This is a genomic window from Streptomyces malaysiensis subsp. malaysiensis (genome assembly GCF_040653035.1).
Classification (GTDB): domain Bacteria; phylum Actinomycetota; class Actinomycetes; order Streptomycetales; family Streptomycetaceae; genus Streptomyces; species Streptomyces malaysiensis.
Genome location: NZ_JBEZNG010000015.1, coordinates 149,741 through 162,821, shown reverse-complemented (window position 1 = coordinate 162,821; position 13,081 = coordinate 149,741). Strand labels below are relative to the sequence as shown.

General features: G+C 71.0%; 9 protein-coding genes. 5 read left to right on the top strand and 4 right to left on the bottom strand.

Features of this window, described 5'->3' with window-relative positions; all coding sequences use genetic code 11:
- Positions 1-121 precede the first annotated feature (121 nt).
- Entirely contained in the window at positions 122-1,423 is a 1,302-nt protein-coding gene (locus AB0E24_RS27390; RefSeq protein WP_359380860.1) for a serine-threonine protein kinase, read from the top strand.
- A gap of 48 nt (positions 1,424-1,471) precedes the next feature.
- On the opposite strand, the gene AB0E24_RS27385 is transcribed toward AB0E24_RS27390, so the two are convergent.
- A complete protein-coding gene (locus AB0E24_RS27385) occupies positions 1,472-4,306 on the bottom strand; it encodes a penicillin acylase family protein (protein ID WP_359380858.1) in 2,835 nt (944 codons plus the stop codon).
- Between the two features lie 200 nt (positions 4,307-4,506).
- Here AB0E24_RS27385 and AB0E24_RS27380 point away from each other — a divergent pair, with 200 nt between their 5' ends.
- Both AB0E24_RS27380 and AB0E24_RS27375 read left to right on the top strand, forming a co-directional pair.
- Positions 4,507-5,118 carry a hypothetical protein gene (locus AB0E24_RS27380; protein WP_069868956.1) on the top strand — a complete coding sequence of 204 codons (612 nt, stop codon included), beginning with the start codon at positions 4,507-4,509 and terminating at the stop codon, positions 5,116-5,118.
- A gap of 282 nt (positions 5,119-5,400) precedes the next feature.
- Positions 5,401-5,862, top strand: coding sequence for a MaoC family dehydratase (locus tag AB0E24_RS27375; RefSeq protein ID WP_079257071.1), 462 nt, complete (start codon positions 5,401-5,403; stop codon positions 5,860-5,862).
- Between the two features lie 78 nt (positions 5,863-5,940).
- On the opposite strand, the gene AB0E24_RS27370 is transcribed toward AB0E24_RS27375, so the two are convergent.
- The 3 genes from AB0E24_RS27370 to AB0E24_RS27360 form a co-directional block, all read right to left on the bottom strand.
- Positions 5,941-6,579 (bottom strand): TetR/AcrR family transcriptional regulator, encoded by a 639-nt coding sequence (locus tag AB0E24_RS27370; RefSeq protein ID WP_093702439.1) that lies wholly within the window; start codon positions 6,577-6,579, stop codon positions 5,941-5,943.
- A gap of 181 nt (positions 6,580-6,760) precedes the next feature.
- Entirely contained in the window at positions 6,761-8,914 is a 2,154-nt protein-coding gene (gene pabB, locus AB0E24_RS27365) for an aminodeoxychorismate synthase component I (RefSeq protein WP_359380852.1), read from the bottom strand.
- A gap of 42 nt (positions 8,915-8,956) precedes the next feature.
- Positions 8,957-10,138, bottom strand: coding sequence for a 3-deoxy-7-phosphoheptulonate synthase (locus AB0E24_RS27360; protein WP_359380850.1), 1,182 nt, complete (start codon positions 10,136-10,138; stop codon positions 8,957-8,959).
- A gap of 754 nt (positions 10,139-10,892) precedes the next feature.
- Here AB0E24_RS27360 and ispH point away from each other — a divergent pair.
- Both ispH and AB0E24_RS27350 read left to right on the top strand, forming a co-directional pair.
- Positions 10,893-11,954 carry a 4-hydroxy-3-methylbut-2-enyl diphosphate reductase gene (ispH, locus tag AB0E24_RS27355; RefSeq protein ID WP_351374935.1) on the top strand — a complete coding sequence of 354 codons (1,062 nt, stop codon included), beginning with the start codon at positions 10,893-10,895 and terminating at the stop codon, positions 11,952-11,954.
- A complete protein-coding gene (locus tag AB0E24_RS27350; RefSeq protein WP_232564402.1) occupies positions 11,951-13,024 on the top strand; it encodes a polyprenyl synthetase family protein in 1,074 nt (357 codons plus the stop codon). The genes ispH and AB0E24_RS27350 overlap by 4 nt, the downstream gene beginning before the upstream one ends.
- Positions 13,025-13,081 lie beyond the last annotated feature (57 nt).

Sequence of the window (13,081 nt, the reverse complement as noted above, 5' to 3'; positions counted from 1 at the left end):
TTCCGGGTAAGTCGAACGGCTGGCCCATTGTCCGACGGCGACCGTACGCGTGTCGTATGGCCAGCGGTCAGGGCAGTTGGGACGATGCACGCACATCGGACGATGCAAGGGGGAAGCAGCGATGACGGGGATGAGCGTAAGGCCGTACTGGGAGCTGAGATTCGACGCCTGCGGGGACGTCGACATCCGGCAGCGGGACCGGCTGCTGGAGCAGGCCGCACAGCGGGATCTCACCGATCTGCTGGTGTTCTCGCACGGCTGGAACAACACCCGGGCCATGGCCACACGGTTCTACGACCGCTTCTTCGCGCCCTTCCCCGAGCTGCTCGGCGAGGCGGGCCCGGCACGCCTCGGCTATGTGGGGGTGGTGTGGCCGTCGATGCGGTTCGCCGACGAGTCCCTCGCGGGGTTACCCCGGGAGCCGGCACCCGGCACGCCGCCGGGGCTGGACTCCGACACCCACCAGGCGCTGGACGTGGCCTTCCCCGGGCGGCAGCAGATCGTGGCGCGGCTGGCCGAGCTGCTGGCCGAGCGGCCCGAACGGCTCGTGGCGCTGGACGAGTTCGCGGTGCTGGTGCGCGGGCTGGTGCGGTTCCGCGGGGACTTCGGCCCGGCCGGGGACGCGGCGGACACGGACGCGGACGGCGTACCGGCGATGTTCGAGGAGGATGTGACGGAGGTCTGTGAGCAGTTCGCCGCCGCGCTCACCGAGGCGCGCGGAAAGACCGACACCGAGGACCGCGCCGTCGCCGACGGTGGGATCGGCTGGCTCTGGGACGGGGCCCACGAGCTGCTGCGCCAGTCGACGTACTACGTGATGAAGCGGCGCGCCGGCACGGTCGGGCGGGAGGGTCTCGGACCGGTGCTCGGCGCCCTCGCGGGCCTTGGGCCCGCCCCCCGGCTCCATCTGATCGGCCATGGCTTCGGCGGCCGGCTGGTGTCGTACGCGCTGGCCGGGCTGCCGGAGGGCGCCACCGTGGAGTCGATGACCCTGCTCCAGGGGGCCTTCTCGCACCACGCGTTCGCCGAGCGGCTGCCGCATGCGACGGACCGCGGCGGGGCGCTGCGGTCGGCCCCGCACCGGGTGCGCGGGCCCGTGGTGTCCTGCCACTCCCGCCATGACACCGCGCTCGGGCTGCTGTACCCGGTGGCGGCGCGGGTGTCGGGGGACGCCGCCTCCCCGCTGCCGGGCGACGCCCGGTGGGGGGCGATCGGGTACGACGGCGTCCAGGCGGTGGCGGACTGCCGGCGGCTGGACCTGGCCGAGGCGCTGGACGGCCCGTTCCCGGCCACGGGCTGTGTGAACGTCGATGTCTCGGAGGTCGTACGGCACGGGGTGCCGCCGGCCGGGGCGCACAGCGACATCTGCCATGAGGAGCTGGCCCGGGTGGTGCTGCGCGCGGGCCGGATCGGACACGGGTGACGGCCGGGGCGGGGCCTCGCCGGATGCGAGGTCCCGCCCCCTGTGGCCTCAGCGGTGGGCCGGGAACTCCACGACCTGCTGGAAGGTGGGCCGGTTCTGCCAGCTGATCTTGTTGTGGGTCAGTCCGCCGACCGGCCGGTGGATGATGGTGTCGGCGCACCACTGGTCGCCCGCGGAGCAGTTGTCGTCACCGGGGTAGACCTGGGCGGCGCTCTTGCCGACGGCCGTCTTCAGGCTCGTCAGCAGGGCGTCGCGGCAGGCGCTCAGCTGTCCGCCGCCGCAGTACGGCCGGGCCAGCGGGCCCTTGACGTCCTCGCCGAGCACGGTGCGCAGATCCTTGTCGACATAGGACCACCAGCCGTATTGGAACGAGGACCCGGCGTGCGAGCCGGTGGGGCCGTGCCCGGCCGAGGGCGCTTCGTCGACGGCCAGATTGGCGCGCAGGGCGTCGTAGAGGCCGTCGCCGAGACCGGGTTTGAACTCGGCCTCGACCAGAAGCGGCCACCAGGCGTCCATGATCCGTACCGCGTCGGCATGCCCATAGGTGTGCGAGCCGGCGCTGGTCTCACGGCGCTGCGAGCCCGCCGACTGCCAGGAGTCCAGCCGCTGTACGGCGGTGGCCAGCTGGGGATCGTCGATGGGCTGCGAGCGCACCACCTTCAGCAGCTCCGGCAGCACGTCCTCGCCGCGCAGATCGGCCACGGCGGCCTCGGCCATGGCCCGGGTGAGCGCGGAGCGGGTGACCCCGCCCTTGCCGACCAGGGCGCGCACCCGGTCGTCGAGGAGGTTGCCGCGGTGCACCGAGCCGTTGCCGAAGCCCGCCGCGCTGTAGTCCTTGGCCAGCTTGTTGTTCCAGCTGATGTAGTAGTCCTGGTCGATGGACTGGGGGTGTTCGGAGGGCGGGGTGGCCGCGGCCGTGTTGTCCTGGGGATCGAAGTCCCGCCACTCGTACGCGGGCTCGGCGCCGACCGGCAGCGAGGGGTCGACACCGGCGGCGCGCACCGGGTTGAGCCCGCTGTTGTAGTAGCCGGTCTGGCGGGAGTCGGCGTAGAACCAGTTGAAGGTGTAGTTGATGTTCTGCGCCGCGCTCTGGAAGGACTTGGCGTCGGTCACATAGCCCGGGTCGTTGAGCATCTGGAAGCCGATGATGGAGTCGGCCTCATGGCGGTAGGTGGAGCGCAGCATCGTATAGGCCACCGGTTTGCCGCCGACCGTCGCACGGTGGGTGACCAGCCCGTACTTGGTGCGGTAGACCTGCATCCGGTACGAACCGGCGGCGGTGGAGTCGGCGAGCGTGGGCTTCCAGGCGTTGCGCCGCTCCAGCTTGTCCATCGGCACACAGGCGCCGCGGTAGCGGTAGTACGTGGAGTCCTTGGGCGGCGTGGAGCCGTCCGGGGAGCACAGCTCGACCGCGTAGGTGTCGGTGATGTCCTGGGCCGAGGTGGTGGCACTCCAGGCATAGTCCTGGCCCCGGCCGAGCTGGATGTACATCCCCACGCCCGCGAAGGAGGCGCCGCGGGCGCTGATCCCCGGGCCCTGGATCTCCTGGAGCATCAGCAGCTGTGGGGCGAAGTAGCCGGTCTGCGGGCCGAAGACGGCCACCGGGTGGCCGCTCGCGGTGTACTTCCCGGAGACGACGAGCGCGTTGGACATGCCCTTCTTGCGGCTGAACAGATCGCGCGGCAGCACCCCGTCGTCGTAGATCCCGCGCAGCGGCTCCAGCGATGACTTGGGCGCCTCGACCTCGGTGCGGGCCTTGGTGGCGGCCCCGCCCTCGCGGTCGTAGACGAGCTGTTCGGGGGTGACCGAGCCGGCGTCCGGCAGGGCGGTGCCCTCGGGCGCGGCGGGCTTGCCGGCGTAGGGGAAGCTGCCGTCGCGCACGGTCAGCACCGCCTCCGGGTCGTTGCGCTCCCGGAAGGACTCCCACACTTTGGCGCCCTCGGTGAGGCCGTACTTCTGCTGGGCGGCGAGCAGCGAGAGCGCGCCCTCCACCTCACCGCCCCCGCCGTTGCCGAAGAGGGCGCCGACGACGGAGGCGAGGGCGATCAGGTCGGTGAGCTTGAACGGCTGGATCTCACCGGCGTTGGTGATCGCGTCGATATGGCCGGTGAGCACGTACTCACCGGGGAAGTACCGGCCGTCCTTGGCCTTCTTGGCGTAGGCGTTGATGCCGTCGACATACGCCTGGGCGTCGGCCAGCGCCTGGCGGCCGCGTTCGCCGCCGTGGGCGAGGATGTAGTCGATCTGCGCCTGGTAGTCCTCCTCGGTGTACGGCGCCTGGCGGAAGAAGTCCTGCTCCAGGCCCTGGTTGGCGGGGGCGCCGCCGGCGAAGGAGGTCAGCTCGCCGCGGCCCACATGGCGGAAGAGGTCCATCAGCCACAGCCGGTCCTGGGCGGCGGCGTATCCGGCGCCGTACTCGGTGCCCTCGCGGGTGGTGCCCTGGATGTGCGGGACGCCGGTCTTCTTGTCACGGGTGATCGTGACGTCGTCGCGCGGTTTGGTCACCGAGGCGACCTGGTCGGCGGGGACCCCGAAGGAGGAGTCGTTGAAGAAGCTGGTCAGCTTGTCGTCGGTGAGGGTGGGGTAGCCGCTCGCCAGCTCGCCGTACGGGCCGAGCTGGTCGGTGCTGTGCTCGGGGTGGGTGCCCAGCACCCGGTTGGCGAGGATGTCGGCGAGGGTGGCGTTGCCGGTCGCGCCCGGCGGGAGGATGTCGGAGCACTGGCCCCGGCAGTAGTCGGTGGCGGCCGCCGCGGCCGGCTGCGCCCGGGCCGGCTGCGGCACCGGGGCCGCGAGGGCGACCCCGAGCCCGAGCGCGGCGGCCGCGGCGAGCACGGTACTGGTGAGCTTGCGGGTTCTGATGGGCCTGGGGGTACGTCGTCGCATCTGCGCTCCTCCCGATTGCCGTCGGACGGAGGTTACCGGCGGTATTACCGGCCCGGAAGATGAGCGGACGTCAACTTCTGTGACGGACAGGCCCGATGAGGACTGCCAAGGAAGATCCAGGGAATTCGATGGATCCGGATCGCGCTGCGTTACGTCCATTCGACAACGAGTCGGGTCCGCAATCGCGGAGGTGGTAGAAAGTGGCCGGTTTCAGAGCACTGGCACGAGAAGTACGCAATCCACACAGACACATCACGGCCCGGCGCACATCGCTGCGCAAATGCCTGGAACGGTTCGCGCCGTACGGGCACCGGGCGACCTGGCACCATCTGTGCACCCGCTCCGGGATCACCCCGGAGGATCGCAGGCCGGACCCCCTACGACTGCTCACGGCCCTTGAGGAGCTCGAGGAGGCCCGCACGCTGTGGCTCGCGTACGAGGCGGACTTCGCCGCCCGGCGCAGGCAGGAGAAACTTCTCGGCATTCGCCAGCCGAGCACCGTCGACGACTGGCATCTGCGCACCTGGGGCGGATGCGACATCATTCCCTGCGAGAGCCCCTCGACCCATCCCGACGACCGCCTCGCCGACGTGCTGCGCCGGCTGATCGCGGCCATGGAGTCCGGTCCGGGGTCGGCCTGCCCGGTATGCGCGCAGCGGGGCCTGGTCTGGCGCGAGGACCTGGACCGCTATCCGTCGGCCGGGCCGGTCTGCGCGGACTGCGGCATCGTGGTGCCGCTGCCGCTGCTGACCACCGAGGCCCTGGCGGCGGCCCGGCGCTCGATCCGGATGAGCCGGTACGCCACCGTATGACGCCCGGCCGCCCCTGGCCGGGAGCGCGCTCGCCGGAGTCCTGAGCACCGGTGGCCGGCGAGCGCGCCGGAAGCCCTTCCATCCCGGAAATCCTCTTGACCCCGGGATCCCCTTGACCCCGGGATCCCCTTGATCGCGGAATCCGCTGAATCCCGGAATCTGGCGAATCCCGGAGTCCCTTGACCGCCCGTACGCCGCGCCGGCGCGGGCCGCGTTGACAGGGCCCAGGCCAGCCAAGCATGCTGAGCAGTCGCTTAGTGAGTGGTTGCCCGGGAGGCACGCATGGCAGAGCCCAGGATCTTCACCTCGCCCGATGAACTGCGGTCCGCGGTCGGCGAGGAACTCGGCCCCAGCGACTGGCTGGAGATCGACCAGAAGCGCATCGATCTGTTCGCCGACGCGACCGGCGACCACCAGTGGATCCATGTGGACCCCGAGAAGGCGGCCGCCGGGCCGTTCGGCACCACGATCGCGCACGGCTATCTGACGCTGTCCCTGCTGCCGTCGTTCACCCCGCAGCTGCTGCGGGTCGAGGGCGTGCGGATGGGCATCAACTACGGGGTGAACAAGGTCCGTTTCCCCTCCCCCGTCCCGGTCGGCTCCCGGCTGCGCGCCACGGGGCGGATCCTGGAGGTGGCCGAGGTCAAGGACGGCCTTCAGATGACGCTGACGGTGACCGTGGAGCGCGAGGGCGGCGAGAAGCCGGTGTGTGTGGCGGAGTCCGTCGTCCGCTTCCACGTGTGACGGCGGCGCCTGCCGAGGCCGACGGCGGCGCTTCCCCCGTTATGGCCGGTCCTGCTCGGCCGGTCCTGCTCGGCCGGTCTACGGCCGGTCCTGACCGCCCGCCCCCACCATGCGCAGCACCAGCCCCGCGTAGAGATCGCCGACCTCGTCGGGGGTGCTGCGCCCCTGGGCGTTGAACCAGCGGGCGACGTCGATGCACAGCGACAGCACCGCGACCGTGGCGCCACGGACGTCCGGGACGTCGAAGGCGCCCGCCTTCACCCCGTCCTCGATGATCGAGCGCACCGCCCCGTCGGTGGCCTTGCGGACCGCGATGACCTCGGCGTGGTGCTCCTCGGCGAGCGCGCCGAGCTCGTACTGCACCACGCGCGCGGTCATATGGTGCTCGGCGTGCCAGCGGACGAAGGACCGGACGGCGTCGGCGAGCCGCTCGGCGGGCGTGCCCTCGCTGTCCCGCGCCCGCTCCACGATGCTCAGGGCCCGCTCATGGCCGACCTTGCTGATCTGGTAGAGCAGCTCTTCCTTGGTCTTGTAGTGGATGTAGAGGGCGGCCGGGCTCATTCCGGCGCGGCCGGCGATGTCCCGGGTGGTGGTGGCGTGGTAGCCGCGCTCCGCGAAGGCGTGCACGGCGGCGTTCACCAGCCGCCGTGCGGCGTCGGGGGTGATATCGCCCCAGGGCTCGATCTTGCCCCCGGTGTTCTTCGGCTCCGCGTCCATGGCGGATACCCTACACGGAGGGTGAGCAAGCGCTTAGAGGTGCCCGGCGCACGAGTTGAGCGCTCCACCGGCAGTGCCCTGAGCTGCCGTCGAGCGTCCGCGGCGCCATCGTGGCTGGTCGCGCAGTTCCCCGCGCCCCTTCGGGGCGCTGGTCCGCTGAGTGGCCGTGCTCCGCGGCCGCTCAGTGGGCGGCCGCCGTCTCCGGGCCCACCCGGTCGGGGAACTGTGTGCCCACGCGGCCGGGGAACTCCGCGCCCAGCAGCCGCAGCAGTGGCGTCGCCTTCACGGCCGTCTCCTCGAATTCCTCGTCCGGGTCGGACAGCGCCACGATCGCCCCGCCCACCCCGTATCTGACCCGGTCCGGGGTCACCACCAGGGTGCGGATCACGATGCTCAGATCGCACGCCCCGGACAGCGAGAAGTAGCCGATGGCACCCGAGTAGACCCCGCGTGGCCCCGCCTCCAGGTCGTCGATGATCTGCATGGTGCGGATCTTGGGCGCGCCGGTCATCGATCCGCCGGGGAAGGCGGCGCGTACGCTCTCGACCGCGGAACCGGTCGGCCGCAAGGTGGCGCGCACGGTGCTGACCAGCTGATGCACCGTCGCGTAGGTCTCCACGTCGAAGATCTTGGGCACCCGCACCGAGCCGATCTCCGCGGTGCGGCCGAGGTCGTTGCGCACCAGATCGACGATCATGAGGTTCTCGGAGCGGTCCTTCTCGCTGGTCGCCAGGTCGACGCGGAGCAGTTCGTCCTCGGCCGGGGAGCTGCCGCGCGGCCGGGTGCCCTTGATCGGCTGGGACTCCACGGTGCCGTCCCGGAAGACCCGCAGAAAGCGCTCGGGCGAGGTGCTCAGCACGGACAGCGGGCCGAAGCGGAGCAGGGCGGCGAATGGCGCGGGGCTGAGCCGCCGCAGATACTGGTACCCGGCCCATGGGTCCACCGGCCCGTCCGCCTCGGCCATGTTCGTCAGGCACACCTCATAGGTCTCCCCCGCGGTGATCAGCTCCTGGCAGGTGTCGATCATCTCCAGATAGCGCTCGCGGTCATGGCGCAGCCGCACCTCCGCGGAGCCGGTGGCGAGCGGGGCGGGGTGGCGGGGCTCCTGACCGGCCAGTTCGGCCAGCCTCCCGGCGGTCTCGCGCAGCCACTCCCGGGCCTGCTCCTCACCGCCACCGGCCACGCCGTCCTCGGCGAGGGCGAGGAGGTAGGTGGTCGAGGTCTCGTGGTCGAACACCACCGCTCGGTCCGCGAAGATCATCGCGGCGTCGGGCTCCGAGGAGCGGTGGGTGCGCTCACCGCCGCATTCGGCCTTGAGCTCATAGCCGAGGTATCCGGTCCAGCCGAGGGCGAAGTCGAAGGGCAGCGGGGGGAGTTCGACCCGGGCGCCGCGCAGATCGCGCTCCAGCCAGGACAGGAACTCCTCGTGCAGCACCTCACGGGAGCCGCCCGCGGTGACGGTGACCGTGCCCGCCCAGGTGTCGGCGGTGGCGACCCGGGCCAGCGGCCCCGAGGCGTCCCCCATCATCGAGAACCGTCCGCGCTCGCCCCCGACGGCGCTGCTGTCCAGCCAGAAGGCGTTGGGGTCGGCGCGGAAGAGCCGGTCGTGGACGACCTCGTCGGACCAGCGGGTGGGCAGGGACTCCACCAGCACCCGCAGGGAGCGCGGGGTGCCGCGCCGGGCGGCGGTGGGCTCGGCGCCGCCGCGCGGGGAGCGCGGGCCGCGCCGCCGTACCGGTTCCACTCCATGGGCGGTCCGCCAGGACCGGGTGAGGTCGGCGAAGTTGCCCAGCAGCAGCCGGCCGTGCTCGGTGCAGATGGACTCGGGGTGGAACTGGACGCCCCACAGCGGCCGTTCCCGGTGGGCGATCCCCATCAGCACCCCGTCCTCGGTCCATGCGGTGGCCCGTAGCTCCTCGGGCAGGTCGGTGACGGTGAGCGAGTGGTAGCGGACGACGTCGAAGGGGTCGGGCAGTCCGGTGAAGAGTCCGGTGCCGTCGTGTGTCACCCGGGACAGCCGGCCGTGCCTCGGCTCCGGGGCCAGGACCACCCGGGCGCCGCTGAGCAGGCCCACCCCCTGGTGGCCCAGGCAGACGCCGAGCAGCGGCAGGGCGCCTTCGAGGATGATGTCGCGGCAGACGCCGAAGTCGGCCGCGCGCTCGGGGCTGCCGGGTCCGGGAGAGATGACGACATTGTCGAAGTCCCGCAGCATCTCGGGCTTCCAGCCGGGGTCGTCGTGCCGGATCACCTCGGGTTCCTCGCCGTTGACCTCGGCCAGGTAGTGGAACAGGTTGTAGGTGAACGAGTCGTAGTTGTCTACCAGCAGCGTGCGCATCGAAACCTCGTACCTTCAAGAACTCTGGATGACCGGCACGGTTCACCCGGCGCGGAGCATGGAGGTGAACGCGTGGACCGTTTCGGCGGCCTGCTCGGGGTTCAGCCGGGGGTCGCAGGGAGAGCGGAACCGGGGGAACGCGGCGGTCCCGGCGTCCGCGGCCCGTGCGACGCACTCGGTGACCGGCTCCGGTGTCATCTCCAGGTGCAGCCCGCCGGGCCACTGGCCGCGGTCCCGCAAGATCCGGTGGAACGCGGCGACCTCGTCGAGGATCGCCCGCAGGGATCTGGTCTTGTGGCCGCTTCCGGAGCGGATCGTGTTGCCGTGCAGGGGATCGCTCAGCCAGACCACCGGGATCCCGGTCTCCGCGACCGCCTCGACCAGCGGCGGCAGCAGCCAGTCGATCCGGTCCGCGCCCATCCGCACGATGAAGGTCAGCCGGCCGGGGCGGCGCCCGGGGTTGAGCAGCCGGACCAGCTCCACGAGGTCCGCGGGGGTCGCCGACGGCCCGGCCTTGACGCCGACCGGGTTGCGGATCGAGGCGGCCAGCCGGATGTGCGGGCCCTGGGGGTCCCTGGTCCGCTCGCCGATCCAGCCGAAGTGGAGGGAGGAGGCGTAGCGGCCGCCGTCGGCGGGGCGGATCAGGGGTGACTCATAGGGGAGCAGCAGCAGTTCATGGGAGGCGAAGATCCGCTCGGCCGGGTCGTGCGCCGTCTGTTCGTTTCGCATCGTGGACAGCACGTCGGCCGCGCGGTCGTAGGCGGTGAGCAGCCGGTCCGGATCGGGGATCCGGGCGTCCGGGTCGGCGGCGGCGCCGTTGACCGCGTCTCCCCGGTAGACGGGTAGCCGGGTCCCGTCGGCGAGCCATTCGTACGGCGCCGATCTGGGCTTGGCGTACTGGCCGGCGATACGGCCCATCGTCACCACCGGCAGCCCGAGACCGGTGCGGATCGCCGCGGAGAGCTCGCGCAGCTGCCCCAGCTTGCGCCGCACCACCGGCGGGGTGGCGTCGGCGAACAGCTCGGCGCAGTCCCCGCCCTGGAGGACGACCGCCTCGCCGCGCTGCACCGCGGCCAGCCGACGGGCCAGCTCCCCGGTCTCCTCGGGGGGGATCAGCGGTGGACGCTCCCCGAGGGCGTGCCGGATCTTGTCGAGCCGGTCCGGGTCGGGCCACGGCGGCTGCTGAGCGGTCACCTTCTCCGCGGTCGGGCCGGGAGCGGTCATGTAAGGAAGCCTCCACTGGTCGGGCCGGACACATCCTGCTGAAGCGCCGCAACAGCGCGGGACACCCGTGGGGACCCCCGAACCGGCGGGCCGGACGGGTCGACGGAACCGAGGAAACAGACGAACCCGCTCCCGGTCGCAAAACCGCGACCAGCGGAGATTGAAAAGATGGATATACGTCCGTCACTCCTTCGAGTGAATTGCTCCATCACTCGGAAGGGTTTACCAGCGGTTATTAACCGGAATTTCCGGCTCAGAGCCCCCGTTGCGCAAGCCGACGACGGTCGATTCAACGCGGCAGGGAGCTTAGCAATGCCGTTCAACCGTAAGCGACAGTTCCGCCCATATTCCGGAACGTGACGAAGGTCACATGCGCAAGACTTGCACTCGGCCTCGCCTTCTATAGTGTTTTCGAACCTGCGCATATCCGACGGGGGCACCGCATCGGACGGCGCGGATGTCAAATGAGACTTACGGGGGTAAGTGAATGTCTCTTCGATCGATTCGTCTCCGCGCGCCGGCCGCCGGAGATCGTCCATAACTCCCTGCCTCCTGGCAGTGGCTTTCTCGGCATCTTCCCAGTTCAGATGGGCTTTTCAGGCACTTCCGAGCAATTACTGACTCGTAAGTAGCCAATTCGTCGACGGCCATCGGCAAACGCCAGGACAAAGCCGTGCCCGCCCGCCGGGACACGGCCGCACAGCGACGCGTCCATTCACATCCGAGCCGCATGCCGGCGTTGGAGCAATACGTCATGCACTTGAGCACGCAGACCTCCCACCCCGATACCAGAGCGCCCCGCAAACGCGTCATCCTCGCCGAACCACGCGGTTTCTGCGCGGGTGTCCGCCGGGCCATTGCCATGGTGGAGCGGGCGCTGGAGGTATACGGCCCGCCTATTTATGTTCGAAAACAGATCGTCCACAACCACTACGTCGTCGGCCTCCTCGAGCGCCAGGGCGCACGCTTTGTGGAATCGGAATTCGACGTTCCCGAAGGGGCCGTGTGCCTCTTTTCCGCACACGGTGTCGCGCCCGCGGTCCGCACCGCGGCGGCCCATAGAAATCTCCAGGTCATCGACGCCACCTGCCCACTGGTGGCCAAGGTGCACCAGCAGGCGCGCCGGGTGGTCCGGGACGGCCGGGTACTGCTGCTGGTGGGACATGTGGAACATGAGGAAACGGAAGGGACCCGGGGCGAGGCCCCACGGCGGACCCTGGTCGTCGAAACCGTCGAGGACGTCGAACGGCTGGAGCTGTCCCGGGACACCCCGGTGGCCTATCTGACCCAGACCACCCTGTCGGTGGACGAGACCGCCGACATCGTCCGCGCCCTCACCGAGCGGTTCGACGACATCGTCGGCCCCGGGACCGACACCATCTGCTACGCCAGCCAGAACCGGCAGACCGGCATCAAATCCCTCGCCCGGCAGGCCGATCTGGTGCTGGTGGTCGGCTCGGAGAACTCCAGCAACTCCCAGCGGATGGTCGATGTCGCCCGCGAGGCCGGCACCCCCGCCCAGCTGATCCCGGACGTCTCCCGGCTGGACGCCGGCTGGCTGGCGGGCGTGACCACCGTCGGCGTCAGCTCCGGCGCCAGCGTCCCGGACGCCCTGGTCCACCAACTCCTCGACCGGCTGGCCGAGTTAGGTCATGACCAGGTCGACATCGAATCCACGGCCGTCGAGGACGTGGTCTTCGCCATGCCCTTGTCGCTCACCGACGGCGTCCGGTCCGACGACCGGGAACGGCTCGACGACGCCTGGTCGACGGTCCCATCCGACACCCCGGCCGGCACCCCTAGGAGGACGAAGTGACTGCCCATGTGATGGCGACCCCCCGCCCCGCCTCGGCCCCGGCCACCTCCGCCCGCCGGACGCTGATGAGCCTGCTGCCCCGGGTCGAGGAGCGGCTGCACGCCTTCCTGTCCAAGGAGTACGAGCGGTGGCATGCGCTGGACCCGCGCTGGAGCGTGCCCATCGACGGCATCGCCGACCTGGTCAACGCGGGCGGCAAGCGCATGCGCCCGACGTTCTGCCTGAGCGGCTATCTGGCCTCCGGCGGCGATCCGCAGGACCAGCGCGTCGTTCCCGTCGCCGCCGCGCTGGAGCTGCTCCACGCCTGTGCGCTGATCCACGACGATGTGATGGACGAGTCCCCGGTGCGCCGCGGCGCGCCGACCGTGCACACCGGCCAGGCCGCGCTGCACCGCGAGCGCGGATGGCGGGGCGCGGCGGAGCGCTACGGGGAGAACGTCGCGATCCTCGCGGGCGATCTGGCCCTGGTCTACTCCGACGAGATCATGGCCGAGGTGGAGCCCGCGGTCGCCGCCGAGTGGCATCTGCTGCGCTCGGAGCTGATCATCGGCCAGTACATGGACGTCGCGGCGTCCGTGGAGTTCGAGCCGGACCCGGAGACCTCGCGGTGGATCGCCATCGCCAAGTCCGGCCGCTACACCATCCACCGCCCGCTGGTCCTGGGCGCCGCGGTGGCCGGCCGTCCCGACGCGGCACCGGCCTTCGAGGAGTACGGGGCCGCGCTCGGTGAGGCGTTCCAGCTGCGCGACGACCTCCTGGACGCCTTCGGGGACTCCGAGGTCACCGGCAAGCCCAGTGGCCAGGACTTCGAGCAGCACAAGATGACGCTGCTGATGGCCCTGGCCATCCAGCGCAACGCGCATATCCGGGAGCTGGTGCCCGCCCGGCTGCGGGGCGCCGACCACCTGCGGGAGCTGCTGGTCGAGACGGGTGTGCGGGACGACGTCGAGAAGCACATCGACGGGCTCGTCGAGCGGGCCTGCCGCGCCATCGGCGCCGCTCCGCTGGAGCCGGAGTGGCGGGAGGAACTGGCCGCCATGGCCCATGAGGTCGCCTACCGGAACGCCTGAGGGCCCTGATGGCCATCGATGAGCACCGACAGCGACCGCACCCGGTGGCGGCACCGG